The organism is Streptomyces sp. NPDC040718, assembly GCF_055593565.1.
This window is the reverse complement of sequence record NZ_JBVIXO010000015.1, coordinates 15,478-39,484: the sequence shown is the minus strand read 5'-3', so window position 1 is coordinate 39,484 and position 24,007 is coordinate 15,478. Positions and strand designations below refer to the sequence as shown.

At 70.8% G+C, this 24,007-nt stretch carries 22 protein-coding genes; 19 read left to right on the top strand and 3 right to left on the bottom strand.

Features of this window, described 5'->3' with window-relative positions; all coding sequences use genetic code 11:
• Nucleotides 1-58 precede the first annotated feature (58 nt).
• Both mqnC and ACZ597_RS29115 read left to right on the top strand, forming a co-directional pair.
• Nucleotides 59-1,258 carry a cyclic dehypoxanthinyl futalosine synthase gene (gene mqnC, locus ACZ597_RS29120; protein ID WP_471336121.1) on the top strand — a complete coding sequence of 400 codons (1,200 nt, stop codon included), beginning with the start codon at nt 59-61 and terminating at the stop codon, nt 1,256-1,258.
• Between the two features lie 6 nt (nt 1,259-1,264).
• Nucleotides 1,265-1,909, top strand: a complete 645-nt coding sequence (locus tag ACZ597_RS29115; protein ID WP_471336118.1) for an imidazolonepropionase-like domain-containing protein — start codon at nt 1,265-1,267, stop codon at nt 1,907-1,909.
• A 5-nt stretch (nt 1,910-1,914) separates the two neighbouring features.
• On the opposite strand, the gene ACZ597_RS29110 is transcribed toward ACZ597_RS29115, so the two are convergent.
• On the bottom strand, nt 1,915-2,646 hold the full coding sequence (locus tag ACZ597_RS29110; RefSeq protein WP_471336116.1) for a DUF3152 domain-containing protein: 732 nt from the start codon (nt 2,644-2,646) through the stop codon (nt 1,915-1,917).
• Nucleotides 2,647-2,837: 191 nt separating this feature from the next.
• Between ACZ597_RS29110 and ACZ597_RS29105 the strand changes: the two genes are divergently transcribed.
• From ACZ597_RS29105 to ACZ597_RS29095, 3 genes are all read left to right on the top strand, one after another.
• A complete protein-coding gene (locus ACZ597_RS29105; RefSeq protein WP_471336113.1) occupies nt 2,838-3,530 on the top strand; it encodes a demethylmenaquinone methyltransferase in 693 nt (230 codons plus the stop codon).
• 12 nt (nt 3,531-3,542) lie between these two features.
• Entirely contained in the window at nt 3,543-4,454 is a 912-nt protein-coding gene (locus tag ACZ597_RS29100) for a glutaminase (RefSeq protein ID WP_471336469.1), read from the top strand.
• A gap of 205 nt (nt 4,455-4,659) precedes the next feature.
• On the top strand, nt 4,660-5,943 hold the full coding sequence (locus ACZ597_RS29095; protein WP_471336110.1) for a geranylgeranyl reductase family protein: 1,284 nt from the start codon (nt 4,660-4,662) through the stop codon (nt 5,941-5,943).
• A gap of 61 nt (nt 5,944-6,004) precedes the next feature.
• On the opposite strand, the gene ACZ597_RS29090 is transcribed toward ACZ597_RS29095, so the two are convergent.
• Nucleotides 6,005-6,301 (bottom strand): hypothetical protein, encoded by a 297-nt coding sequence (locus ACZ597_RS29090; protein WP_471336107.1) that lies wholly within the window; start codon nt 6,299-6,301, stop codon nt 6,005-6,007.
• Between the two features lie 136 nt (nt 6,302-6,437).
• Nucleotides 6,438-7,301, bottom strand: coding sequence for a C40 family peptidase (locus ACZ597_RS29085; RefSeq protein ID WP_471336104.1), 864 nt, complete (start codon nt 7,299-7,301; stop codon nt 6,438-6,440).
• Between the two features lie 793 nt (nt 7,302-8,094).
• Here ACZ597_RS29085 and ACZ597_RS29080 point away from each other — a divergent pair.
• The 14 genes from ACZ597_RS29080 to nuoN are packed head-to-tail and all read left to right on the top strand — an operon-like array spanning nt 8,095 to nt 23,966.
• A complete protein-coding gene (locus ACZ597_RS29080) occupies nt 8,095-8,454 on the top strand; it encodes an NADH-quinone oxidoreductase subunit A (RefSeq protein WP_045946775.1) in 360 nt (119 codons plus the stop codon).
• 15 nt (nt 8,455-8,469) lie between these two features.
• The gene (locus ACZ597_RS29075) at nt 8,470-9,024 is read left to right on the top strand and encodes a NuoB/complex I 20 kDa subunit family protein (RefSeq protein WP_007265818.1); all 555 of its coding nucleotides are present in this window, start codon (nt 8,470-8,472) and stop codon (nt 9,022-9,024) included.
• Complete coding sequence (locus tag ACZ597_RS29070; protein WP_471336101.1) at nt 9,021-9,749, top strand: NADH-quinone oxidoreductase subunit C; 729 nt, start codon at nt 9,021-9,023, stop codon at nt 9,747-9,749. The genes ACZ597_RS29075 and ACZ597_RS29070 overlap by 4 nt, the downstream gene beginning before the upstream one ends.
• Nucleotides 9,749-11,089, top strand: coding sequence for an NADH-quinone oxidoreductase subunit D (locus tag ACZ597_RS29065; protein ID WP_471336098.1), 1,341 nt, complete (start codon nt 9,749-9,751; stop codon nt 11,087-11,089). The genes ACZ597_RS29070 and ACZ597_RS29065 overlap by 1 nt, the downstream gene beginning before the upstream one ends.
• Complete coding sequence (nuoE, locus tag ACZ597_RS29060) at nt 11,086-11,868, top strand: NADH-quinone oxidoreductase subunit NuoE (RefSeq protein ID WP_471336095.1); 783 nt, start codon at nt 11,086-11,088, stop codon at nt 11,866-11,868. The genes ACZ597_RS29065 and nuoE overlap by 4 nt, the downstream gene beginning before the upstream one ends.
• On the top strand, nt 11,868-13,217 hold the full coding sequence (gene nuoF, locus ACZ597_RS29055) for an NADH-quinone oxidoreductase subunit NuoF (RefSeq protein ID WP_471336092.1): 1,350 nt from the start codon (nt 11,868-11,870) through the stop codon (nt 13,215-13,217). Before nuoE ends, nuoF begins: the two co-directional genes overlap by 1 nt.
• On the top strand, nt 13,214-15,715 hold the full coding sequence (locus ACZ597_RS29050) for an NADH-quinone oxidoreductase subunit G (protein WP_471336089.1): 2,502 nt from the start codon (nt 13,214-13,216) through the stop codon (nt 15,713-15,715). The genes nuoF and ACZ597_RS29050 overlap by 4 nt, the downstream gene beginning before the upstream one ends.
• Nucleotides 15,712-17,109: an NADH-quinone oxidoreductase subunit NuoH gene (nuoH, locus tag ACZ597_RS29045; RefSeq protein ID WP_471336086.1), complete on the top strand. Its 1,398-nt coding sequence runs from the start codon at nt 15,712-15,714 to the stop codon at nt 17,107-17,109. Before ACZ597_RS29050 ends, nuoH begins: the two co-directional genes overlap by 4 nt.
• Entirely contained in the window at nt 17,102-17,722 is a 621-nt protein-coding gene (gene nuoI, locus ACZ597_RS29040) for an NADH-quinone oxidoreductase subunit NuoI (protein WP_471336083.1), read from the top strand. Before nuoH ends, nuoI begins: the two co-directional genes overlap by 8 nt.
• On the top strand, nt 17,719-18,531 hold the full coding sequence (locus tag ACZ597_RS29035; RefSeq protein ID WP_471336080.1) for an NADH-quinone oxidoreductase subunit J: 813 nt from the start codon (nt 17,719-17,721) through the stop codon (nt 18,529-18,531). Before nuoI ends, ACZ597_RS29035 begins: the two co-directional genes overlap by 4 nt.
• Entirely contained in the window at nt 18,528-18,827 is a 300-nt protein-coding gene (nuoK, locus tag ACZ597_RS29030; protein WP_007265827.1) for an NADH-quinone oxidoreductase subunit NuoK, read from the top strand. Before ACZ597_RS29035 ends, nuoK begins: the two co-directional genes overlap by 4 nt.
• A gap of 12 nt (nt 18,828-18,839) precedes the next feature.
• Nucleotides 18,840-20,735, top strand: coding sequence for an NADH-quinone oxidoreductase subunit L (nuoL, locus tag ACZ597_RS29025; protein WP_471336078.1), 1,896 nt, complete (start codon nt 18,840-18,842; stop codon nt 20,733-20,735).
• A 1-nt stretch (nt 20,736) separates the two neighbouring features.
• On the top strand, nt 20,737-22,323 hold the full coding sequence (locus ACZ597_RS29020) for an NADH-quinone oxidoreductase subunit M (protein WP_471336075.1): 1,587 nt from the start codon (nt 20,737-20,739) through the stop codon (nt 22,321-22,323).
• Nucleotides 22,320-23,966 carry an NADH-quinone oxidoreductase subunit NuoN gene (nuoN, locus tag ACZ597_RS29015; protein WP_471336072.1) on the top strand — a complete coding sequence of 549 codons (1,647 nt, stop codon included), beginning with the start codon at nt 22,320-22,322 and terminating at the stop codon, nt 23,964-23,966. Before ACZ597_RS29020 ends, nuoN begins: the two co-directional genes overlap by 4 nt.
• The last annotated feature ends 41 nt before the right edge of the window (nt 23,967-24,007 follow it).

Below are 24,007 nucleotides of genomic sequence, written 5' to 3'. Positions count from 1 at the left end.
CCTGGCGTAGGCTGGATCGGTCCGGACCCTTGACACACCGCCGAAAGGTGATCCCCCGGTGACCGACCTGGCCGCACTCCAGTCCGTCCTCGACCGCGCCGCCGCAGGGGGCCGGATCACCAAGGAAGAGGCCCTCGACCTCTACCGGCACGCCCCGCTGCACGCGCTCGGCCAGGCCGCCGACGCGGTGCGCCGCCGCCGCTACGCCGGTACGGAGCACATCGCGACGTACATCATCGAGCGCAACATCAACTACACCAACGTGTGCGTCACGGCCTGCAAGTTCTGCGCCTTCTACGCGGCCCCCAAGGACACGAAGAAGGGCTGGTCGCGGGACCTCGACGACATCCTGCGCCGCTGCGCGGAGACCGTCGAGCTGGGCGGCACCCAGATCATGTTCCAGGGCGGGCACCACCCGGACTACGGCGTCGAGTACTACGAGCACCACTTCTCGGCGATCAAGAAGGACTTCCCGCAGCTCGTCATCCACTCCCTCGGCGCGTCCGAGGTCGACCACATGGCCCGCATCTCCGGCGTCTCCGCCGAGGAGGCCATCAAGCGGATCCACGCCGCCGGCCTCGACTCCTTCGCCGGCGCCGGCGCCGAACTGCTCCCGGAGCGCCCGCGCAAGGCGATCGCCCCGCTGAAGGAGTCCGGCGAGCGCTGGCTGGAGATCATGGAGCTCGCCCACAAGCTGGGCGTGGAGTCCACCTCCACCATGCTGATGGGCACCGGCGAGACCAACGCCGAGCGCATCGAGCACATCGCGATGATCCGGGACACACAGGACCGCACCGGCGGCTTCCGCGCGTTCATCCCGTACACGTACCAGCCCGAGAACAACCACCTCAAGGGCCGCACCCAGGCGACCGTCTTCGAGTACCTGCGCATGATCGCGATCGCGCGGCTCTTCCTCGACAACATCGCCCACATCCAGGGCTCCTGGCTCACCGTAGGCAAGGAGGCGGGCCAGCTCGCCCTGCACTACGGCGCCGACGACCTCGGCTCGATCATGCTGGAGGAGAACGTGGTCTCCTCGGCCGGTGCCAGGCACCGCTCGAACCGCCAGGAGATCATCGACCTGATCCGCAGCGCGGGCCGCGTCCCCGCGCAGCGCGCGACCACGTACGAGCACCTCGTGGTGCACGAGGACCCGGCGAACGACCCGGTCGACGACCGCGTGGTCTCGCACATCTCCTCGACCGCCATCGAGGGCGGCACCGCGCACCCCGAGCTGAAGCTCATCTCCACGAACTGACGCCCGATGCTGACGCTGCACACCGCCGACCTCCTCGTCACCGGTCCGGGTGCCGCGCCGCTGGAGGGCGGCGCGGTCCTGGTCGAGGGCGACCGGATCGTCCGCACGGGCCCGTACGAGGAGCTCGCCGCGGGTGCGCCGCACGCCCGGGTCCGCCGCTGGCCCGGGGTGCTGACCCCGGGGCTGCTGGCGCGGGGGGCGGACGAGCTGCTGGAGCGCACGTACTACCCGGACGACCCGTACGAGGTCACCGAGCTCGGCGCCGACCCGATCACCGGGGCGGAGGCGCTCGACGCGCTGAAGATGACCGAGTCCCGCTGGGGCAACAGCGCCCGGCGGGGCACGCAGAAGCTGCTCGCGCGCGGGGTGGTGGCGGTGGCGGGGCGCTTCACCACCGCCACCGTCCGCACGGCGGTGACCCGCTCCGGCCTGGCCGTGGTGCCGCCCGCCCCGTACGAGGGCGCCCCCGCCCTGGACCCTCTCGCCGGGCGGGAGTCGGCCGGGCAGGCCTTCCACGGGGTGCTGGAGGCGGGCGCCGCGGCCCGGTTCGCGGTCTTCGCGGTGGCGGACGAGGCCGAGCTGCTGGAGCGCGGCGCGACGACCTGCGTGGCCACGGTCATCGCCGGACGGCTGCTGCACCGGCGCCGCTAGACCGCTCACGGGGCCGGGGGTCCTGCGAGGTAGGTTCCGTCGGCGGCGTACGGCCAGGCGTTGGACGCGCACCCCTGGAGGCCCTTGATCTGCTGCATCATCGCCGGGGCGGGGGCGCCGGGGTGCGGGCAGCCCTCGTGCTCGTGGCCGAGCTCGTGGCCCACCTCGTGGTTGACGATCAGCGCCCGGTACTCGGCGAGCGGGCCGCGGAACTGGGGCGAGCCCTCCTGCCAGCGCTTGAGGTTCACCACGACCGCGTGGCCGGCCCGGCAGTTGGCCTCCCCGATCAGCTCGGGGGTGACCACCTCGCACAGCCGGTCGGTGGTGGCGGGCGTGGCGATCTTCACGGTGAAGTCCACCGGCTCCCCGAGCCCGGCCAGCCGGAAGCCGTACGCGGGGTCGCGTATCCATCCGCGCCGGTCCCCGAGTATCGCCTCGACGGCCCGGGCGGCGGCGTCCGGGTCGATCCCGCTGCCGTTCTCCGCCTCCACCCGCCAGCGCAGCGGGTGCCCGAGGCCCTGCGCCCGGCCGGCGGTGGAGGAGGCGGTGAACCCCACGGGCACCGGGGCCGTCCGCGCGGCCGGCGGGGGCGGGACGGCCGGGGCGGCGGCGGCCCCGCCGTCCTGCGGGCCCGTCCGGTAGGCGGCCACCGCGAGGGCGGCCAGCGCCGCCGACCACACGACCGTGCGCCGTAACCGCCCGGGCCGCCGCGCGCCCGCTGATCGCCCTGCCGGCATCCGTAATCCCTTTGTTCGGAATGTCCGACCAGTCTGCCCGCTTCCGGTCCGGTTCCGGTCCGGTTCCGCCGGAATCACGGCCGGGCCGGGGCGGGGAGGTCGGCGGTCCGTCGGCCTGAGAGGATGACGGCGTACTACCCGTGCACCACCCGTCCGCCGCAGACACACCGAGCACCGAGGGGCCAACGCCAGTGACAAGGGCTTCCCTGGACAAGCAGCCGCACGAAGTCGCCTCCATGTTCGACGGGGTGGCCGCGAACTACGACCTCACCAACGACGTCCTGTCCCTCGGCCAGGCGCGCCTGTGGCGCAAGGAGGCCGCCAAGGCGGTCGCCGCCCGCCCGGGGCACAAGGTGCTCGACCTGGCCGCGGGCACCGCGACCTCGTCCCTCCCGTACGCGGCGACCGGCGCGTACGTCGTCCCCTGCGACTTCTCCCTCGGCATGCTCCGCGAGGGCAAGAAGCGCAACCCGTGGCTGCCGCTGACGGCGGGCGACGCGACGAAGCTCCCCTTCAAGGACGACGTCTTCGACACGGTGACGATCTCCTTCGGGCTGCGCAACGTCCAGGACACGGACGGCGCGCTGCGCGAGATGTACCGCGTGACCAAGCCCGGCGGCCAGGTCGTGATCAGCGAGTTCTCGCAGCCCACCTGGGCCCCCTTCCGGACCGTCTACACCGAGTACCTGATGCGCGCCCTGCCGCCGGTCGCCCGCGCGGTCTCCTCCAACCCGGACGCGTACGTGTACCTCGCCGAGTCCATCCGCGAGTGGCCCGACCAGCCGGCGCTGGCGGGCCTGCTCCAGAAGGCCGGCTGGTCGAAGGTGGCCTGGCGGAACCTGAGCGGCGGCATCGTGGCGCTGCACCGCGGGGTCAAGGCGTAACCCTCCATGTCCATGGACTACCAGGGGCTGCTGGAGCGGATCGCGGCCGACGTCTCGCCGCTGGTGGGCAGCGGCACGCCCGCCGAGTACATCCCGGCGCTGGCGAAGGTCGATCCGCGGCGGTTCGGCATGGCGGTCGCCGACCTCGACGGCAACGTCTTCGGGGTCGGCGACTGGCGCGTCCCGTTCTCGGCCCAGTCCGTCACGAAGGTCTTCGCGCTGGCCCTGGCCCTCGCGGAGGGCGGGGACAGCCTGTGGGAGCGGGTGGGCCGGGAGCCGTCGGGCAACCCGTTCAACTCCCTGGTGCAGCTGGAGTACGAGAACGGCATCCCGCGGAATCCCTTCATCAACGCGGGCGCGCTCGTCGTCACCGACCGGCTCCAGACCCTGACGGGCGACGCGAGCAGCGAACTCCTGGACTTCCTCCGGCAGGAGAGCGGCAATCCGGACCTCGGCTTCGACCCGGACGTGGCGGCGTCCGAGCAGGAACACGGCGACCGCAACGCGGCGGTGGCCCACTTCATGGCCTCGTACGGCAACATCGACAACCCGGTGCCGGCGCTGCTGGAGCACTACTTCTGGCAGTGCTCGATCGAGATGAGCTGCGCGGACCTGGCCCTGGCCGGACGCTTCCTGGCCCGCCACGGGCTGCGCGCGGACGGCACGCGGCTGTTGACGCGCAGCGAGGCGAAGCAGGTCAACGCGGTGATGCTGACGTGCGGTACGTACGACGCCGCGGGGGAGTTCGCGTACCGCGTGGGCCTGCCGGGCAAGAGCGGCGTGGGCGGCGGCATCGTCGCGGTCGTCCCGGGCCGCTGCACCCTCGCGGTCTGGAGCCCGGGCCTCGACGCCCGGGGCAACTCGGTAGCGGGCGTGGCCGCCCTGGACCGCTTCACGACCCTGACGGGCCTGAGCATTTTCTGACGCGCCGCTCGCAGGCGGGCAGGGGAACTCGCCCCGCGCAGCGGAAGCCGCGGCCCCGCCCCGGCTCCGGACAGCGGCGTACGCGCGGACCCCGGCCGGGGGCAGGCCCCACACCCGCACCCCAGCGGGAGCGCAACGGCTGCATAGACTGCCTCATGTCCTGTGCCGCTGGGCACTTTCCACCGAGCCTTCAGGAGACCCCGCAGTGACCGAGCCCCTCACCGAACACTCCGCGGACGTGATCGTCGTCGGGGCCGGGCCCGCCGGTTCCACGACCGCCTACTACCTCGCCAAGGCCGGGCTGGACGTCCTGCTCCTGGAGAAGACGGCGTTCCCGCGCGAGAAGGTCTGCGGTGACGGTCTGACCCCGCGTGCCACCAAGCAGCTGGTCTCCATGGGCATCGACATCTCCGAAGAGGCCGGCTGGCTCCGCAACAAGGGCCTGCGCATCATCGGCGGCGGGCAGCGGCTCCAGCTGGACTGGCCGGAACTCGCCTCCTACCCGGACTACGGACTCGTCCGCAAGCGCGACGACTTCGACGAGACCCTGGCCCGCCAGGCGCAGAAGGCCGGCGCCCGCCTGTACGAGCGCTGCAACGTCGGCGAGCCGATCCGCGACCCCCGCACCGGGCACATCACCGGCGTGCAGGCCAAGCTCGGCGAGGACAAGACCCCGGTCACCTTCCACGCCCCGCTCGTGGTCGCCGCCGACGGCAACTCCTCCCGCCTGTCCCTCGCGATGGGCCTGCACCGGCGCGAGGACCGTCCGATGGGCGTGGCCGTCCGTACGTACTTCACCTCGCCCCGGCACGACGACGACTACCTGGAGTCCTGGCTGGAGCTGTGGGACCGGCGCGGTCCGCAGGACCGGCTGCTGCCGGGCTACGGCTGGATCTTCGGCATGGGCGACGGCACGTCCAACGTGGGCCTGGGCATCCTCAACTCCTCCTCCGCGTTCAAGGAGCTGGACTGGCGCGAGGTCCTGAAGGCCTGGTGCGCGTCCATGCCGGAGGACTGGGGCTACACCCCGGAGAACATGACGCAGCCGATCCGCGGCGCGGCGCTGCCGATGGCCTTCAACCGGCAGCCGCACTACACCAAGGGGCTGCTGCTGGTCGGTGACGCGGGCGGCCTCGTCAACCCGTTCAACGGCGAGGGCATCGCCTACGCGATGGAGTCGGGCCAGATCGCGGCGGACGTCATCGTGCAGGCGCACTCCCGCGCCACCCCGGCCCTGCGCGAACTGACCCTGCACAGCTACCCGAAGGTGCTCAAGGAGACCTACGGCGGCTACTACTCGCTGGGCCGCGCCTTCGTGAAGCTGATCGGCAACCCGAAGGTCATGAAGATCGCCACGCAGCGCGGGCTGACGCACCCGGTGCTGATGCGCTTCACGCTGAAGATGCTGGCGAACCTGACCGACCCGACGGGCGGCGACGCGATGGACCGCATCATCAACGGCCTCTCGAAGGTGGCCCCGAAGGCCTGAGCGAAGGCCTGAGCGAGGGCCTGGCGGGCCCTGTGAGCCGCTCCCGGTGTCCGGGGGCGGCTCAGCCGTTCCCGGGCCCCCGCAGGGCCGCGTCGACCCCCTCGGCGGCCCCGGGGGCGCCGTGGACGGTGCGGACGCAGCGGGCCAGCAGGACGAGCCCGGACAGCAGCAGCGCGCCGGAGACGGTCCAGCCGAGGCCCAGGGTCAGGGGGCTGCCCGGTCTGTGCCACGGGCGGGTGGTGGTCAGCAGCCAGCCGCCGACCGACAGGAGGCCCAGCCCGAGGGCGGCCGGGACGGCGGCGGGGTCACCGGCGCGGGGGTCCTCGTAGCCGTGGTCCTCGTAGGACGGTCTGCTCACGGGACCACCACCTCCAGGGTCTGCTCGAACGGCCGGGCGATACGCCCCGGCCATCTTCTCAGCATGCCGAAGGTCCGGTACTCCGCCCCCGAGCGGGGGAGTACCGGACCTTGCGGACGATCGTGCGACCGTGCGGTCAGAGGACGCGGACGGCACCCGTCGGCATGTCGTAGCTCAGGCTGCGCTCGACGATGCCGGTGCTGGGGTTCTGCGCACCGATGAACTTGCCGTTGCCCGAGTAGATGGCGACGTGGTACGCGCTGCCCTTGGCACCCCAGTACACGATGTCGCCGGGCTGGAGGTTGCTCAGCGAGACCGAGCGGCCGGCCATGGACTGGTCCTGGGAGACGCGGTCCAGCTTGATGCCGGCCTGGCGGTAGGCGGCCTGGACGAGGCCCGAGCAGTCGTACGCGGTGGGGCCGGTGGAGCCGAGGACGTACGGCTTGCCGATCTGGGCGCGGGCGAAGGCGATGATGGCGGCCGCCGAGCCGGTGGCCGGCTTCGAGGCGGTGGAGCCGCTGCCGGAGCCGGTGACGGCGGAGGAACCGCCGTTGTCGGCGGCGGAGGCGTTGGTGAGGTCGGTGCGGCTGCTGTCGCGGCCCGCGCGCTCGGCCTCGGCCTTGCGGTCGGCCTCCTGCTTCGCCTTGAGCTCGGCGGCCTTGGTGGCGTCTTCCTTCGCCTGCTTCGCCTCGGCGGCGGCGCCGGTGCGGGCGCTCTCCTCCTGGGCGTTCAGCTCGCCGGTGACGGCGGCTTCGACGGCGGCGACGCGGGTGTTCTCCGCGGCCGTGTTGACGGCGTTGGAGACCTGGGTGCCGAGGTCCAGGTCGAGGACCGGCATCTCGAGCGTCGTCTCGGCCACGGGCTCGGACGGGGACGCGCTCGCGGTTCCGGCCATGGCCAGGGTGCTGAGGACGCCACCGGCAACTCCGGCGCGGACCGCGAGCTTCGAGGCGCTGCGGCGGGGCTTCCGGTGGCTGGGTATGTGAGCGGTGTGGGACATGGGACAACCGCTATCAGGGGTGCCGGGTCCCCTTCAAGAAACGTGGTCTGCGCCACAGTTGCGCGCGGAGGCCGCTAACCGGGCGCGTCGCGCCTCTTATTGACGCCGTAACGGACGTAACGGACACGCTTTCACAAGCCTGTGATCATGGGGTTTCAGTAATAAGTCCGAATTGATCCACGGCCTACCATCGACCCGCACAGTTGGCCAAGCCCCCTTTTCGCGGGCTCCGCCCCACGTGACGCAGGTCACAGTTACCTGCCGCCGTGAGGGGGCTGTGGCCGGTCCGTGATCCGACCGTGAACTCATCGTGCGGTTCGTGAACGGATGCACAGGATCTCTCCCCGGATCCCGCCGGAGGCGACTTCCGGCCACCGTGTCCACTCCCGTACTCGTGGAGTCCCCCGGGCGAGGGACCCGCGTTCCCTTATCACTTGGGCGGCGGAGCCGCCAATTTGCCTGCACTGCCCATCGTTTGATAGGGCGACAGGCCTTCCACCTGCACCAACGGGCCCGGATGTCACCTTTGGTGATCATGTGGATGCCTTGAGTACGAAGATCACCACTCATCGGCCTTCATGATCGTTCGTCAGGTGGTGGAGATCACAAACTCGGTGTTGTTACCCGTGTCGCAGATCACAGACCGGCAGGCATAAGATGCGCACCAGTCCGGCTTGTGAACTGCCTCACATGCGATCGGTCCCTGTTCGAAGGGGCGCCCTTCGAGGGGGCGGGGCACTCGGCGCCGGCGCAGCGGTCCAACGGTCAAGGACGACTGGAAGGAGCGAGGAGCGTGAATGCGTACGCACCCATCCTCGTGCTCGGCGCCATCGGCGCAGGGTTTGCGATCTTCTCCGTGGTCATGGCCACGCTGATCGGCCCAAAACGGTACAACCGGGCGAAGCTCGAAGCCTACGAGTGCGGCATCGAGCCCACCCCGATGCCCGCCGGCGGCGGTCGCTTCCCCATCAAGTACTACCTGACGGCGATGCTCTTCATCGTCTTCGACATCGAGATCGTCTTCCTCTACCCCTGGGCGGTCACCTTCGACTCCCTGGGGATCTTCGGGCTCGTCGAGATGCTGCTCTTCGTGCTCACCGTCTTCGTCGCCTACGCATACGTGTGGCGCCGCGGCGGCCTGGAATGGGACTGAGGGGCTGAATTTCCCATGGGACTGGAAGAGAAGCTGCCGAGCGGCTTTCTGCTCACCACCGTCGAACAGGCCGCGGGCTGGGTGCGCAAGTCATCCGTCTTCCCGGCCACCTTCGGCCTCGCCTGCTGCGCCATCGAGATGATGACCACCGGCGCCGGCCGCTACGACCTGGCCCGCTTCGGCATGGAGGTCTTCCGCGGCTCACCGCGCCAGGCCGACCTGATGATCGTGGCGGGACGCGTCAGCCAGAAGATGGCGCCGGTACTGCGCCAGGTCTACGACCAGATGCCCGCCCCCAAGTGGGTCATCTCCATGGGCGTGTGCGCCTCTTCGGGCGGGATGTTCAACAACTACGCGATCGTCCAGGGCGTCGACCACATCGTCCCGGTGGACATCTACCTGCCCGGCTGCCCGCCCCGCCCCGAGATGCTGATGGACGCGATCCTCAAGCTCCACCAGAAGATCCAGGGCTCGAAGCTCGGCGTGAACCGGGAAGAGGCGGCGCGCGAGGCGGAGGAGGCAGCCCTCAAGGCCCTCCCCACCATCGAGATGAAGGGGCTCCTCCGGTGAGCGACGACCCGGCCGTCGAGAACGGCAACAACGTCCCTGCTCCCAGGGCCGCCTCGGCCTCCGGGCCCGAGGTGATCGGCGTCCGCAAGGGCATGTTCGGCACCAGGAACGGCGGCGACACCAGCGGGTACGGCGGCCTCGTGCGCACCGTGGCCCTGCCCGGCGCGAGCAGCCGCCCCTACGGTTCGTACTTCGACGAGGTCGTCGACGAGCTGGAGGGCGCCCTGGAGGAGCAGGACCTGCTCCCGCAGAACGCGATCGAGAAGACCGTCGTCGACCGCGGGGAGCTGACCCTCCACATCGCCCGCGAGCACCTGGTGCGCGTCGCCTCCACCCTGCGCGACGACCCGGCACTGCGCTTCGAGCTGTGCACCGGGGTGTCGGGGGTGCACTTCCCCGGCGACAAGGGCCGCGAGCTGCACGCCGTCTACCACCTGCGCTCGCTCACCCACGGCCGGATCCTGCGGCTGGAGGTGTCCGTCCCGGACGAGGACCCGCACCTGCCCTCGCTCGTCGCCGTCTACCCGACGAACGACTGGCACGAGCGCGAGGCCTACGACTTCTTCGGCCTGGTCTTCGACGGCCACCCGGCCCTCACCCGGATCATGATGCCGGACGACTGGCAGGGCTTCCCCCAGCGCAAGGACTACCCGCTCGGCGGCATCGCCGTCGAGTACAAGGGCGCCCAGATCCCGGCTCCCGACCAGCGGAGGTCGTACAGCTGATGTCCCCCACCCCGAACCACGCGGAAAGCCACGCGTCCTCCCGCGAGACGACCGAAGGCACCGTCTACACCGTCACCGGCGGCGACTGGGACGAGATCGTCCGGTCGGCGGCCAAGGCGGACGACGAGCGCATCGTCGTCAACATGGGCCCGCAGCACCCCTCCACCCACGGAGTGCTCCGCCTGATCCTGGAGATCGACGGCGAGACGGTCACCGAGGCCCGCTGCGGCATCGGCTACCTGCACACCGGCATCGAGAAGAACCTCGAATTCCGGAACTGGACGCAGGGCACCACCTTCGTGACGCGCATGGACTACCTGACGCCGTTCTTCAACGAGACGGCGTACTGCCTCGGCGTCGAGAAGCTCCTCGGCATCACCGACCAGGTCCCGGACCGCGCCACCGTCATCCGCGTCCTGCTGATGGAGCTCAACCGGCTCTCCTCGCACCTGGTGTGCATCGCCACCGGCGGCATGGAGCTCGGCGCGACCACGATCATGATCTACGGGTTCCGGGACCGCGAGCTGATCCTCGACGTCTTCGAGCTGATCACCGGCCTGCGCATGAACCACGCCTTCGTCCGTCCCGGCGGCCTCGCCCAGGACCTGCCCCCCGGCGCGGTCGACCAGCTGCGCGAGTTCGTGAAGACGATGAAGAAGAACCTGCCGGAGTACGACAAGCTCGCCACCGGCAACCCGATCTTCAAGGCCCGCATGCAGGACGTCGGCTACCTCGACCTCACCGGCTGCATGGCCCTCGGCGCCACCGGCCCGATCCTGCGCTCCGCCGGCCTGCCGCACGACCTGCGCAAGTCCGACCCGTACTGCGGCTACGAGGACTACGAGTTCGACGTCCCCACCACCGAGAGCTGCGACTCCTACGGGCGCTTCCTGATCCGCCTGGAGGAGATGCGCCAGTCGCTGCGGATCGTCGAGCAGTGCCTGGACCGGCTGGAGCCCGGCCCGGTGATGGTCGCCGACAAGAAGATCGCCTGGCCGGCGCAGCTCGCCATGGGCCCCGACGGCCTCGGCAACTCCCTCGACCACATCAAGAACATCATGGGCACCTCCATGGAGGCCCTCATCCACCACTTCAAGCTGGTGACCGAGGGCTTCCGGGTCCCGGCCGGACAGGCGTACGCGGCCGTCGAGTCCCCCAAGGGCGAACTCGGCGTGCACGTCGTCTCCGACGGCGGCACCCGCCCCTACCGGGTCCACTTCCGCGACCCGTCCTTCACCAACCTTCAGGCCATGGCCGCGATGTGCGAGGGCGGCCAGGTCGCCGACGTCATCGTGGCCGTCGCCTCCATCGACCCCGTGATGGGAGGCGTCGACCGATGACGACCGTGTCTTCTGGAGGGGACACCCCCCAGACCCCCCTCTCGCTGGGCATGCCCCAGCTGCCCGCCCCCGACTATCCGGCGGAGGTGCGCGAGCGGCTGGCGGCCGACGCCGCCGACGTCATCGCCCGCTACCCCGACAGCCGCTCCGCGCTGCTGCCCCTGCTGCACCTGACGCAGTCCGAGGACGGCTACGTCTCGCGCACCGGCATCCGCTTCTGCGCCGAGACGCTGGGCCTGACCACGGCCGAGGTCACCGCGGTCGCCACCTTCTACACGATGTACCGCAGGAAGCCCTCCGGGGACTACCAGGTCGGCGTCTGCACCAACACCCTGTGCGCGGTGATGGGCGGCGACGCCATCTTCGACGAGCTCAAGCAGCACCTGGGCGTCGGCAACAACGAGACCACCGCCGACGGCAAGGTGACGCTGGAGCACATCGAGTGCAACGCGGCCTGCGACTACGCGCCCGTGGTGATGGTCAACTGGGAGTTCTTCGACAACCAGACCCCCGCGTCCGCCAAGACGCTCGTCGACGACCTGCTCGCGGGCCGCCCGGTACAGCCGACCCGGGGCGCGCCGCTGTGCACGTACAAGGAGACCGCCCGGATCCTGGCGGGCTTCCCCGACGAGCGCGAAGGCGCGGTCGAGGCGAGCGGCGGGGCCGGCCCCGCCTCCCTGATCGGCCTGCGCATCGCGCGAGGCGAGTCCCCGCACACCCCGATCGTGCATCCGCGCGGCGAGGTCCGCGGCGAGCCCGGCAGCGAGGGAGGGGAGTGATGTCGGTGTCCACCGAACTGAGCAAGAACGGGACCAGCCCGGAGAAGCTGCTCTCGCCGGTCCTCTCCGCCTTCTGGGACGCCCCGGCGTCCTGGACGCTGGAGACCTACCGGCGCCACGAGGGCTACGAGGGACTGCGCAAGGCCCTCGCGATGACCCCGGACGAGGTGATCGCGTACGTCAAGGACTCCGGTCTGCGCGGACGCGGCGGCGCGGGCTTCCCCACCGGAATGAAGTGGCAGTTCATCCCGCAGGGCGACGGAAAGCCGCACTACCTCGTCGTGAACGCGGACGAGTCGGAGCCGGGAACCTGCAAGGACATCCCCCTCCTCTTCGCCAATCCGCACTCCCTCGTCGAGGGAATGATCATCGCCTGCTACGCGATCCGGTCGGAGCACGCCTTCATCTACCTGCGCGGCGAGACGGTCCCCGTGCTGCGGCGGCTGCACGAGGCCGTGCGCGAGGCCTACGCCGCCGGGTACCTCGGCAAGGACATCGACGGCACCGGCCGCAACCTCGACATCACCGTGCACGCGGGCGCGGGCGCGTACATCTGCGGCGAGGAGACGGCACTGCTCGACTCCCTCGAAGGCCGGCGAGGGCAGCCCCGGCTGCGTCCCCCCTTCCCCGCCGTCGAGGGGCTCTACGCCTGCCCCACTGTCGTCAACAACGTCGAGTCCATCGCCTCGGTTCCCGCGATCCTGAACAAGGGCAAGGACTGGTTCAAGGCGATGGGCACGGAGAAGTCCCCCGGCTTCACCCTGTACTCGCTCTCCGGGCACGTCGCCGGCCCCGGCCAGTACGAGGCCCCCCTCGGCATCACCCTGCGCCAGCTCCTCGACATGAGCGGCGGGATGCGCCCCGGGCACCGGCTGAAGTTCTGGACCCCCGGCGGCTCCTCCACCCCCATGTTCACCGACGAGCACCTCGACGTCCCGCTCGACTACGAGGGCGTCGGCGCCGCCGGCTCCATGCTCGGCACCAAGGCGCTCCAGTGCTTCGACGAGACCACCTGCGTCGTGCGCGCCGTCACCCGCTGGACCGAGTTCTACGCCCACGAGTCCTGCGGCAAGTGCACCCCCTGCCGCGAGGGCACGTACTGGCTCGTCCAGCTGCTGCGCGACATCGAGGCGGGCAAGGGCGTCATGTCCGACCTCGACAAGCTGAACGACATCGCCGACAACATCAACGGCAAGTCCTTCTGCGCGCTCGGCGACGGCGCGGCCAGCCCGATCTTCTCCTCGCTGAAGTACTTCCGCGAGGAGTACGAGCAGCACATCACCGGCAAGGGCTGCCCCTTCGACCCCAAGAAGTCGACCCTCTGGGCCGACACGGAGGTACACGCATGACCGTCGTCACGAACGCCCCGGCGGGCGGCGGCGAGGCGGCGAAGCCGCCCCAGGACCTGGTGTCGCTGACCATCGACGGCATCGAACTGTCCGTCCCCAAGGGGACGCTGGTCATCCGGGCCGCCGAACAGCTCGGCATCGAGATCCCCCGGTTCTGCGACCACCCCCTCCTCGACCCGGCCGGCGCCTGCCGGCAGTGCATCGTCGAGGTCGAGGGCCAGCGCAAGCCGATGGCCTCCTGCACCATCACCTGCACCGACGGCATGGTCGTCAAGACCCAGCTGACCTCGCAGGCCGCCGACAAGGCCCAGCGCGGGGTGATGGAGCTGCTGCTCATCAACCACCCGCTGGACTGCCCCGTCTGCGACAAGGGCGGCGAATGCCCCCTCCAGAACCAGGCGATGTCGCACGGCAACGCCGAATCCCGGTTCGAGGGCCGCAAGCGGACCTACGAGAAGCCGGTCCCGATCTCCACGCAGGTGCTGCTGGACCGCGAGCGGTGCGTGCTGTGCGCGCGCTGCACCCGCTTCTCCAACCAGGTCGCAGGCGACCCGATGATCGAACTGGTCGAGCGCGGCGCGCTCCAGCAGGTCGGCACCGGCGAGGGCGACCCGTTCCAGTCGTACTTCTCCGGCAACACCATCCAGATCTGCCCCGTCGGCGCCCTCACCTCGGCCGCCTACCGGTTCCGCTCCCGCCCCTTCGACCTCGTCTCCTCCCCGAGCGTGTGCGAGCACTGCGCGGGCGGCTGCGCGACCCGGACCGACCACCGGCGCGGCAAGGTGCTGCGCCGCCTCGCCGCCGAGGACCCCGAGGTCAACGAGGAGTGGATCTGCGACAAGGGCCGCTTCGCGTTCCGGTACGCGCAGCGCCCCGACCGGCTGACCACCCCGCTGGTGCGCGGCGCCGACGGGGTGCTCGCCCCGGCGAGCTGGCCCGAGGCACTGGAGGCCGCCGCGCGGGGGCTCACCGCCGCGCGCGGCCGCGCCGGGGTGCTGACGGGCGGCCGGCTGACCGTCGAGGACGCCTACGCCTACGCCAAGTTCGCCCGGGTCGTGCTCGACACCAACGACATCGACTTCCGGGCCCGGGTGCACAGCGCGGAGGAGACCGAGTTCCTGGCCGCCGCCGTGGCCGGCACCGGCAAGGACCTCGACGGCACCGGCGTCACGTACGCCTCCCTGGAGGCGGCCCCCGCCGTGCTCCTCGTCGGCATCGAGGCCGAGGAGGAGGCCCCCGGGGTCTTCCTGCGGCTGCGCAAGGCCCACCGCAAGCACAAGCAGCGGACCTTCGCCCTCGCCCCCTTCGCCACCCGCGGCCTCGCCAAGGCCGGCGGCACCCTGCTGGCGGCCGCCCCCGGCACCGAGCCCGAGTGGCTGGACGCGCTCGCCACCCGCACCGGCCTGGAGGCGGGCGGCTCCGAGGCCGCCGAGGCGGTCCGGCAGCCCGGCGCGGTCATCGTCGTCGGGGAGCGCCTCGCGGGCGTACCCGGCGCGCTGACCGCCGCCGTGCGCACCGCCACCGCCACCGGGGCCCGGCTGGTGTGGATCCCGCGCCGGGCCGGGGAGCGGGCCGCCGTGGAGGCCGGTGCGCTGCCGTCCCTGCTGCCGGGCGGCCGTCCGGCCGGCGACCCGCGGGCCCGCCAGGAGGTCGCCGCCGCCTGGGGGCTGGAGGAACTCCCGCACCGCTACGGCCGCGACACCGGGCAGATCGTCGAGGCAGCCGCCACCCGCGAGCTGTCGGCCCTGCTGGTCGCGGGCGTCGAGGTCACCGACCTGCCCGACCCCGACCGCGCCCGCACCGCGCTGGAGGAGGCCTTCGTGGTCTCCCTGGAGCTGCGGCCCGGCGAGGTCACCGACCGTGCGGACGTGGTGCTGCCGGTCGCCGCCGTCGCGGAGAAGGCCGGCGCGTTCATCAACTGGGAGGGCCGGGTCCGCCCGTTCGAGGCGGCCCTCAAGCCCGACCAGATGACCCGCCGCCTCGCCCCCGCCGACGCCCGCGTGCTGCACATGCTCGCCGACGCCGCCGACCGGCCCCTCGCGCTGCCCGACGTACACGCCGTACGGCGGGAGCTGGAGCGGCTCGGCCCCTGGGAGGGGGAGCTCGCGCCCGAGCGGTCCACCGGCCCCGAGCCGCTGCCCCGCCCCGGCACGGGCGAGGCGGTCCTCGCCGGCCACCGGCTGCTGCTGGACCTCGGCCGGCTCCAGGAGGGCGACGACGCCCTCGCCGGGACCCGGCACGAGGCCTGCGCCCGGCTCTCGGCCGACACCGCCGCCGAGACCGGCGTCAAGGACGGCGACCTGCTCGCCGTCACCGGCCCGGCCGGCGTGGTGGAACTCCCGCTGCGGATCACCGAGATGCCCTACCGGGTGGTGTGGCTCCCGCTGAACTCCACCGGCTCCGGGGTCCTCGCCGACACCGGCGCCCGCCCCGGAACCCTCGTACGGATCGGCCCGGCCGGCAGCGGCCCCGCGGCCGAAGCGGAGGTACGACCGTGACCCACCTCGCCCAGCTCGCGGCGCAGCCGCAGCACCTCCTGGCCGCCGAGGACCTGTCCCTGTTCGGCAGGGACGTCTGGTGGCTCGTCCTCGTCAAGGCGGTGTTCTGCTTCGCCTTCCTGATGGTGACGGTGCTCTTCTCCATCGTGTGGGAGCGCAAGGTCGTCGCCTGGATGCAGCTGCGCATCGGCCCCAACCGGCACGGCCCCTGGGGCATGCTCCAGTCGCTCGCCGACGGCGTGAAGCTGATGCTGAAGGAAGACGTCATCGTCAAGCGCGCCGACAAGGTCGTCTACGTGCTGGCGCCGATCATCGCGGCGATCCCGGCGTTCATGGCCATCGCGGTGATCCCCTTCGGCCCCTCGGGCAACGAGGTGTCCATCTTCGGCCAGCGCACCACGATGCAGCTGACCGACCTGCCGATCGCGATGCTGTACGTCCTCGCGGTCGCCTCGGTCGGGATCTACGGCATCGTCCTCGCCGGCTGGTCCTCGGGCTCCACGTACCCGCTGCTCGGCGGCCTGCGCTCCTGCGCGCAGATGATCTCGTACGAGATCGCGATGGGCGCCGCCTTCGCCTCGGTGTTCCTCTACTCCGGGTCGATGTCGACCTCGGCGATCGTGGAGGCGCAGGCGGACCGCTGGTACATCGTGCTGCTGCCGGTGTCGTTCATCATCTACGTCGTCACGATGGTCGGCGAGACGAACCGCGCCCCCTTCGACATGCCGGAGTCCGAGGGCGACCTCGTCGGCGGCTTCAACACCGAGTACTCCTCCATCAAGTTCGCGCTGTTCATGCTGGCCGAGTACGTCAACATGGTCACGGTCTCGGCGGTCTCGGTCACCCTGTTCCTGGGCGGCTGGCGGGCCCCGGCGCCGATCTCCACGTACTGGGAGGGCGCGAACCACGGCTGGTGGCCGATGCTCTGGTTCGTCATCAAGGTGCAGCTGCTGCTGTTCTTCTTCATCTGGCTGCGCGGCACGCTCCCGCGCGTGCGCTACGACCAGCTGATGAAGCTCGGCTGGAAGGTCCTGATCCCGGTCTCCGTGGTCTGGCTGATGCTGGTCGCCACCGTGCGGGCGCTGCGCAACGAGCGCTACGACTTCAGCGAGATCGTCCTGTACGTCGGGGGCGCGGTCATCGCGATCCTGCTGGTCTCCTCCGTCGCGGACCACTTCAGGGACCGGCGGGAGAAGACGGCCGCGGCCGCGGCCGGGAAGGCCGCCGCGGCCGAGCCCTTCGACCCGATGGCGGGCGGCTTCCCCGTACCGCCCAAGCCCGGCCAGCACCTGGCACCCGTACCGCGCCGACGTCCCCGCGGCGAGCGGGAGCTGATTGTCAGTGGCGGGGCGAATACTGACAGTGACCGAGAGGAGGGTGCTGACAATGTCTGACGCGGACCAGAGCGAGAAGTGGCAGAACCCGGTGGCCGGCTTCGGCGTGACCTTCAAGGCCATGTTCAAGAAGCGGCTCACCGAGCAGTACCCGGAGCAGCAGAAGACCACCGCTCCGCGCTTCCACGGGCGGCACCAGCTCAACCGCCACCCCGACGGCCTGGAGAAGTGCATCGGGTGCGAACTGTGCGCCTGGGCCTGTCCCGCCGACGCGATCTACGTGGAGGGCGCGGACAACACCGAGGAGGAGCGCTACTCCCCGGGCGAGCGGTACGGGCGGGTCTACCAGATCAACTACGCCCGCTGCATCCTGTGCGGGCTGTGCATTGAGGCGTGCCCGACGCGCGCGCTGACGATGACGAACGAGTTCGAACTGGCCGACGCCAGCCGCGAGTCCCTGATCTACACCAAGGAGCAGCTCCTCGCCGGGCTGACCGAGGGCATGGTCGAGGCCCCGCACTCCGTCTTCCCCGGCACCGACGAGCAGGACTACTACCGCGGGCTGGTGACGGGCGCGGCTCCGGGCACGGTCCGGCAGGTCGCGGTCTCCAAGGGCGAGACGGCCGAGGACGGGACGGCCGGGGCCGGCAAGGCCGAGGAGGTCGGGGCATGAGCGCCATCGCCGCGGCCGCCACCGCGACCTCCACCGGCGAGGCCGTGCAGTTCTGGGTGCTCGGCACGGTCGCCGTCATCGGCGCGCTGTGCACGATCCTGATGAAGAAGGCCGTGCACAGCGCCCTGTGCCTCGCCGGGACGATGATCATCCTGGCGGTCTTCTACCTCGCCAACGGGGCGTACTTCCTGGGCGTGGTCCAGGTCGTCGTCTACACCGGCGCCATTATGATGCTGTTCCTCTTCGTGGTCATGCTCGTCGGCGTCACGGCGGCGGACTCGCTGAAGGAGACCATCAAGGGGCAGCGCTGGCTGGCCGCCCTGTGCGGGCTCGGCTTCGGCATCCTGCTGATCGCCGGCATCGGCAACGCGGGCCTCACCCACTTCAACGGGCTCGGCAAGGTCAACTCCGCCGGGCACGTCGAGGGCCTCGCCGAACTGATCTTCACCCGCTACATCTTCGCCTTCGAGATCACCGGCGCCCTGCTGATCACGGCGGCCGTCGGCGCGATGGTGCTCACCCACCGCGAGCGCACCGAGCGGGCCGCCACGCAGCGCGAGCTCGCCGAGAAGCGCGTACGCGAGGGCGTGCAGCTCCCGCCGCTGCCGGCCCCCGGCGTCTACGCCCGGCACAACGCCGTGGACATCGCCGGCCTGCTGCCGGACGGCACCCCGTCCGAGCTGACCGTCAACAAGACGCTGCGCGCCCGCGGCCAGATCCGCGACGTGTCCGGCCAGGCCATGGAGGACCTCAAGGCGCTGGAGCAGCGCTCCGCGGAGCGCCTCGGCCGAGAGGAGGCCTCGAAGTGAATCCGGTCAACTACCTGTACCTGGCCGCCCTGCTGTTCACCATCGGCGCGGCCGGCGTACTCATCCGGAAGAACGCGATCGTGCTGTTCATGTGCGTCGAGCTGATGCTCAACGCCTGCAACCTCGCCTTCGTGACCTTCTCCCGGATGCACGGCAACCTCGACGGCCAGATCATCGCGTTCTTCACGATGGTCGTCGCCGCCGCGGAGGTCGTGGTGGGCCTCGCGATCATCGTGTCGCTGTTCCGTACCCGCCACTCGGCCTCGGTCGACGACGCCAGCCTGATGAAGCTGTAAGGGGCGTTCACAGTGGAGAATCTGATTGCGCTGCTGGTGGCGGCGCCCCTGCTCGGAGCGGCGGTGCTGCTGTGCGGCGGCCGTCGCCTCGACAAGGCCGGCCACTGGATCGGCACCCTGCTCGCGGCCGTCTCCTTCGGCATCGGCGTCGTCCTCTTCGCCGGCATGCTGGGGCGCGGGGCCGAGGACCGGGCCCTGCACCAGCGGCTGTTCAGCTGGGTGCCGGTGGAGGGCTTCCAGGCGGACGTCGCCTTCCAGCTGGACCAGCTGTCGATGACCTTCGTCCTGCTGATCTCCGGGGTGGGCACGCTCATCCACGTGTACTCGATCGGGTACATGGAGCACGACGAGCGCCGCCGCCGCTTCTTCGGCTACCTCAACCTGTTCGTCGCGGCGATGCTGCTGCTCGTCCTCGCCGACAACTACCTGCTGCTGTACTTCGGCTGGGAGGGCGTCGGCCTCGCCTCGTACCTCCTGATCGGCTTCTGGCAGCACAAGCCCAGCGCGGCCACCGCCGCGAAGAAGGCCTTCCTGGTCAACCGGGTCGGCGACATCGGCCTGTCCATCGCGATCATGCTGATGTTCACGACGTTCGGGACCTTCGCCTTCGGCCCGGTGCTGGCGTCCGTCGGCGAGACGAGCGAGGGCACGCTGACGGCGATCGGCCTGATGCTGCTGCTCGCCGCCTGCGGCAAGTCGGCGCAGGTGCCGCTGCAGTCCTGGCTCGGAGACGCGATGGAGGGCCCGACCCCGGTCTCGGCCCTCATCCACGCGGCCACCATGGTCACCGCCGGCGTCTACCTGATCGTCCGCTCCGGGGCGATCTTCAACGGGGCGCCCGACGCCCAGCTGGTCACCACGGTCGTCGGCGCGGTCACGCTCCTCTTCGGTGCGATCGTCGGTTGCGCGAAGGACGACATCAAGAAGGCCCTCGCCGGGTCGACGATGTCGCAGATCGGCTACATGATCCTGGCCGCGGGCCTCGGCCCGATCGGCTACGTCTTCGCCATCATGCACCTCGTGACGCACGGCTTCTTCAAGGCCGGCCTCTTCCTCGGCGCCGGCTCGGTCATGCACGGCATGAACGACGAGGTCGACATGCGCAAGTACGGCGCCCTGCGGAAGTACATGCCGGTCACCTTCGTCACCTTCGGCCTCGGCTACCTCGCGATCATCGGCTTCCCCGGCCTGTCCGGCTTCTTCTCCAAGGACATGATCATCGAGGCGGCCTTCGCCAAGGGCGGCACCCAGGGCTGGATCCTCGGCGGGGTCGCCCTGCTGGGCGCCGGCATCACCGCCTTCTACATGACCCGGGTCATGCTCCTCACCTTCTTCGGCGAGAAGCGCTGGCAGCCGGACGCGACCGGCCACGAGCCGCACCCGCACGAGTCCCCGAAGTCCATGACCATCCCGATGATCATCCTGGCGTTCGGCTCGGTCTTCGCCGGCGGCTTCTTCGAGATCGGCGAGCGCTTCCTGAACTGGCTGGAGCCCGTCACCGGCTACGAGCACGGCCACCCGCCGGTCAGCGCCATGGCGGTGACCGCCTCCACCATGGTCGTCCTGATCGCCGGCGTCGCCATCGCCTGGTCGATGTACGGCCGCCGGCCCGTCCCGGTCGTCGCCCCGCGCGGCTCGTTCCTCACCCGGGCGGCCCGACGGGACCTGTTCCAGGACGACTTCAACCACGTGGTCCTCGTCCGCGGCGGCGAGCACCTGACCCGCTCCCTCGTCTACCTCGACCACAGCGTCGTCGACGGAGTGGTCAACGGCACGGCCGCCTCGGTCGGCGGGCTCTCCGGCCGGCTGCGCAAGCTGCAGAACGGCTACGCCCGCAGCTACGCGGTGTCGATGTTCGGGGGCACGGCGATCCTCATCGCCGCGACCCTGCTGATGAGGGCGGTGTGAGATGAATTTCCCGCTTCTGACCGTCACGGCGGCCGTGCCCGCGGTCGGCGCGATCCTCACGGCGGCCGTCCCGGCCGCCCGCCGGACCGTCGCCAAGTGGCTCGCGCTGCTGTTCTCGCTCGCGACGCTGGCCCTGGCCGTACTGGTCGCGGTCCGCTTCGAGCCCGGTGGCGACCGCTACCAGCTCACCGAGTCCCACGCCTGGATCGCCGACTTCGGCGTCCGCTACGAACTGGGCGTCGACGGCATCGGCGTGGCGCTCATCGCGCTCACCGCCCTGCTGATCCCCTTCGTGATCGTCGCCGGCTGGCACGACGCCGACCCGCTGGAGACACACTCTTCCCGCTGGCGTCCCACCCAGGGCTTCTTCGCCCTGATCCTGCTGGTCGAGGCGATGGTGGTGATCTCCTTCGAGGCCACCGACGTCTTCCTCTTCTACATCTTCTTCGAAGCCATGCTCATCCCGATGTACTTCCTCATCGGCGGCTTCGGAGACCGGGCACACTCCGGCACCGACGAGAACGCCGCCGCGCAGCGCTCGTACGCGGCGGTCAAGTTCCTCCTCTACAACCTCGCCGGCGGCCTGATCATGCTGGCCGCCGTCATCGGGCTGTACGTCGTGGCCGGGAACTTCTCCCTCCAGGAGATCGCCGAGGCCCGCGCCGCGGGCACCCTCGACATGGCGACCAACACCGAGCGACTGCTCTTCCTCGGCTTCTTCTTCGCCTTCGCCGTGAAGGCACCGCTGTGGCCGCTGCACACCTGGCTGCCCAACGCGATGGGCGAGTCCACCGCCCCGGTCGCCGTGCTCATCACCGCGATCGTCGACAAGGTCGGCACCTTCGCGATGCTCCGCTTCTGCCTCGGGCTCTTCCCCGAGGCCAGCAAGTGGGCCACCCCGGTGATCCTCGTCCTGGCCCTCATCAGCATCGTCTACGGCGCGCTGCTCGCCGTCGGACAGCGCGACATCAAGAGGCTGATCGCCTACGCCTCGATCTCGCACTTCGGCTTCATCATCCTGGGCATCTTCGCGATGACCTCCCAGGGCCAGTCCGGAGCCACGCTCTACATGGTCAACCACGGGATCTCCACTGCGGCGCTGATGCTCGTCGCCGGCTTCCTGATCTCCCGGCGCGGCTCCCGGCTCATCGCCGACTACGGCGGCGTGCAGAAGGTGGCCCCGGTACTCGCCGGGACCTTCCTGATCGGCGGCCTCGCCACCCTGTCCCTGCCCGGCCTCGCGCCCTTCGTCAGCGAGTTCCTCGTCCTCGTCGGCACCTTCGCCCGCTACCCGGTCGTCGGGATCATCGCCACCGTGGGCATCGTGCTCGCCGCGCTGTACACGCTGGTGCTCTACCAGCGCACCATGACCGGCCCCGTGAAGGAGGAGGTCCGCACCATGCCGGACCTGCGCGCGCGGGAACTGCTGGTGGTCGCCCCGCTGATCGCGCTGCTGATCGGACTGGGCGTCTACCCCAAGGTGCTGACGGACATCGTCAACCCGGCGGTGGAGCACACCATGTCGGACGTGAAGCAGACGGACCCGAAGCCCGAGGTCTCCGTCCAGAACGTGGAGGCGGCCAAGTGATCGCTGCCCAGAGCCTGCTGACCCTGGCGGCCGACGGACCGGCCGACCGGATCCCGGCCCCGCACATCGAGTACGCACAGCTGGCACCCACGCTGATCGTGGTGGGCGCGGCCGTCCTCGGAGTCCTCGTCGAGGCCTTCGTCCCCCGCAAGTCCCGCTACGCCGTGCAGGTGTCCCTCGCGGTCGCCGCGCTGGCCGCCGCCTTCGCGGCGGTCGTCGGCCTCGCCGCCGGCGGGTACGGCAGCACCAAGGCGCACATCGCGGCCATGGGCGCCATCGCCGTCGACGGCCCGGCGCTCTTCCTCCAGGGCACGATCCTGCTGGCCTCCATCGTCGCGGTGTTCACCTTCGCCGAGCGCCGCCTCGACCCGAAGGCGCACGGCAACCGGGTGGACTCCTTCGCCGCACAGGCCGCGTCCGTACCGGGCAGCGACAGCGAGAAGGCCGCCGTCAAGGCCGGCTTCACCACCACCGAGGTGTTCCCGCTGGCCCTGTTCGCGGTCTCCGGCATGCTGATCTTCCCGGCCGCCGACGACCTGCTGACGCTGTTCATCGCGCTGGAGGTCTTCTCCCTCCCGCTGTACCTGCTCTGCGCCCTCGCCCGCCGCCAGCGGCTGATGTCGCAGGAGGCCGCGGTCAAGTACTTCCTGCTCGGCGCCTTCTCCTCGGCCTTCCTCCTCTTCGGCATCGCGCTGCTCTACGGCTACGCCGGCTCGGTCTCCTACGCGGTGATCGCCGACGTGGTCGACGGCACCGTCGCCCGGATCGACCCGGCCCTCGCCTCCACCATGGGCAACGACGCGCTGCTGCTCATCGGCGGCGCGCTGATCCTGATGGGCCTGCTGTTCAAGGTCGGCGCGGTCCCCTTCCACATGTGGACCCCGGACGTCTACCAGGGCGCCCCGACCCCCGTCACCGGCTTCATGGCCGCGGCGACCAAGGTGGCCGCGTTCGGCGCGCTGCTACGGCTGCTGTACGTGGTGCTGCCGGGCCTGCGGTGGGACTGGCGGCCGGTGATGTGGGGCGTCGCGATCGTCACGATGCTCGCGGGCGCGGTGATCGCGGTCACCCAGACCGACGTGAAGCGGCTGCTGGCGTACTCCTCGATCGCCCACGCCGGGTTCATCCTGGCCGGCGTGATCGCCACGTCCGAGGAGGGCGTGAAGTCCGTCCTGTTCTACCTGGGCGCCTACTCCTTCGTGACGATCGGCGCCTTCGCGGTGGTCACGCTGGTGCGCGACGCGGGCGGCGAGGCGACGCACCTGTCGAAGTGGGCCGGCCTGGGGCGGCGCTCGCCGCTGACCGCGGCCGTCTTCGCGGTGTTCCTGCTGGCCTTCGCCGGCATCCCGCTGACCTCCGGCTTCGCGGGCAAGTTCGCGGTGTTCAAGGCGGCGGCGGAGGGCGGCGCCGGGGCACTGGTCGTCGTCGGTGTGATCTCGTCGGCGATCGCCGCGTTCTTCTACATCCGGGTGATCGTGCTGATGTTCTTCAGCGAGCCGAAGGCCGACGGCCCGACGGTGGCCGTCCCCTCGCCGCTGACGATGACCACCATCGCGGTCGGAGTCGCGGTCACCCTGGTCCTGGGTCTGGCCCCGCAGTACTTCCTGGACCTGGCGGGACAGGCGAGCACGTTCGTCCGCTGATCCGGTCCGTACGGACGGAAGGGCCCGGCCCCCTCGGGGGG

Bases quoted from the DNA above. Each gene is read 5' to 3' on its own strand.
- ACZ597_RS29115 (WP_471336118.1), top strand. From the start codon at position 1,265: ATGCTGACGCTGCACACCGCCGACCTCCTCGTCACCGGTCCGGGTGCC.
- ACZ597_RS29110 (WP_471336116.1), bottom strand. From the start codon at position 2,646: ATGCCGGCAGGGCGATCAGCGGGCGCGCGGCGGCCCGGGCGGTTACGG.
- ACZ597_RS29100 (WP_471336469.1), top strand. From the start codon at position 3,543: ATGGACTACCAGGGGCTGCTGGAGCGGATCGCGGCCGACGTCTCGCCG.
- ACZ597_RS29085 (WP_471336104.1), bottom strand. From the start codon at position 7,301: ATGTCCCACACCGCTCACATACCCAGCCACCGGAAGCCCCGCCGCAGC.
- ACZ597_RS29075 (WP_007265818.1), top strand. From the start codon at position 8,470: ATGGGACTGGAAGAGAAGCTGCCGAGCGGCTTTCTGCTCACCACCGTC.
- ACZ597_RS29065 (WP_471336098.1), top strand. From the start codon at position 9,749: ATGTCCCCCACCCCGAACCACGCGGAAAGCCACGCGTCCTCCCGCGAG.
- nuoE (WP_471336095.1), top strand. From the start codon at position 11,086: ATGACGACCGTGTCTTCTGGAGGGGACACCCCCCAGACCCCCCTCTCG.
- nuoF (WP_471336092.1), top strand. From the start codon at position 11,868: ATGTCGGTGTCCACCGAACTGAGCAAGAACGGGACCAGCCCGGAGAAG.
- ACZ597_RS29050 (WP_471336089.1), top strand. From the start codon at position 13,214: ATGACCGTCGTCACGAACGCCCCGGCGGGCGGCGGCGAGGCGGCGAAG.
- nuoI (WP_471336083.1), top strand. From the start codon at position 17,102: ATGTCTGACGCGGACCAGAGCGAGAAGTGGCAGAACCCGGTGGCCGGC.
- ACZ597_RS29035 (WP_471336080.1), top strand. From the start codon at position 17,719: ATGAGCGCCATCGCCGCGGCCGCCACCGCGACCTCCACCGGCGAGGCC.
- ACZ597_RS29020 (WP_471336075.1), top strand. From the start codon at position 20,737: ATGAATTTCCCGCTTCTGACCGTCACGGCGGCCGTGCCCGCGGTCGGC.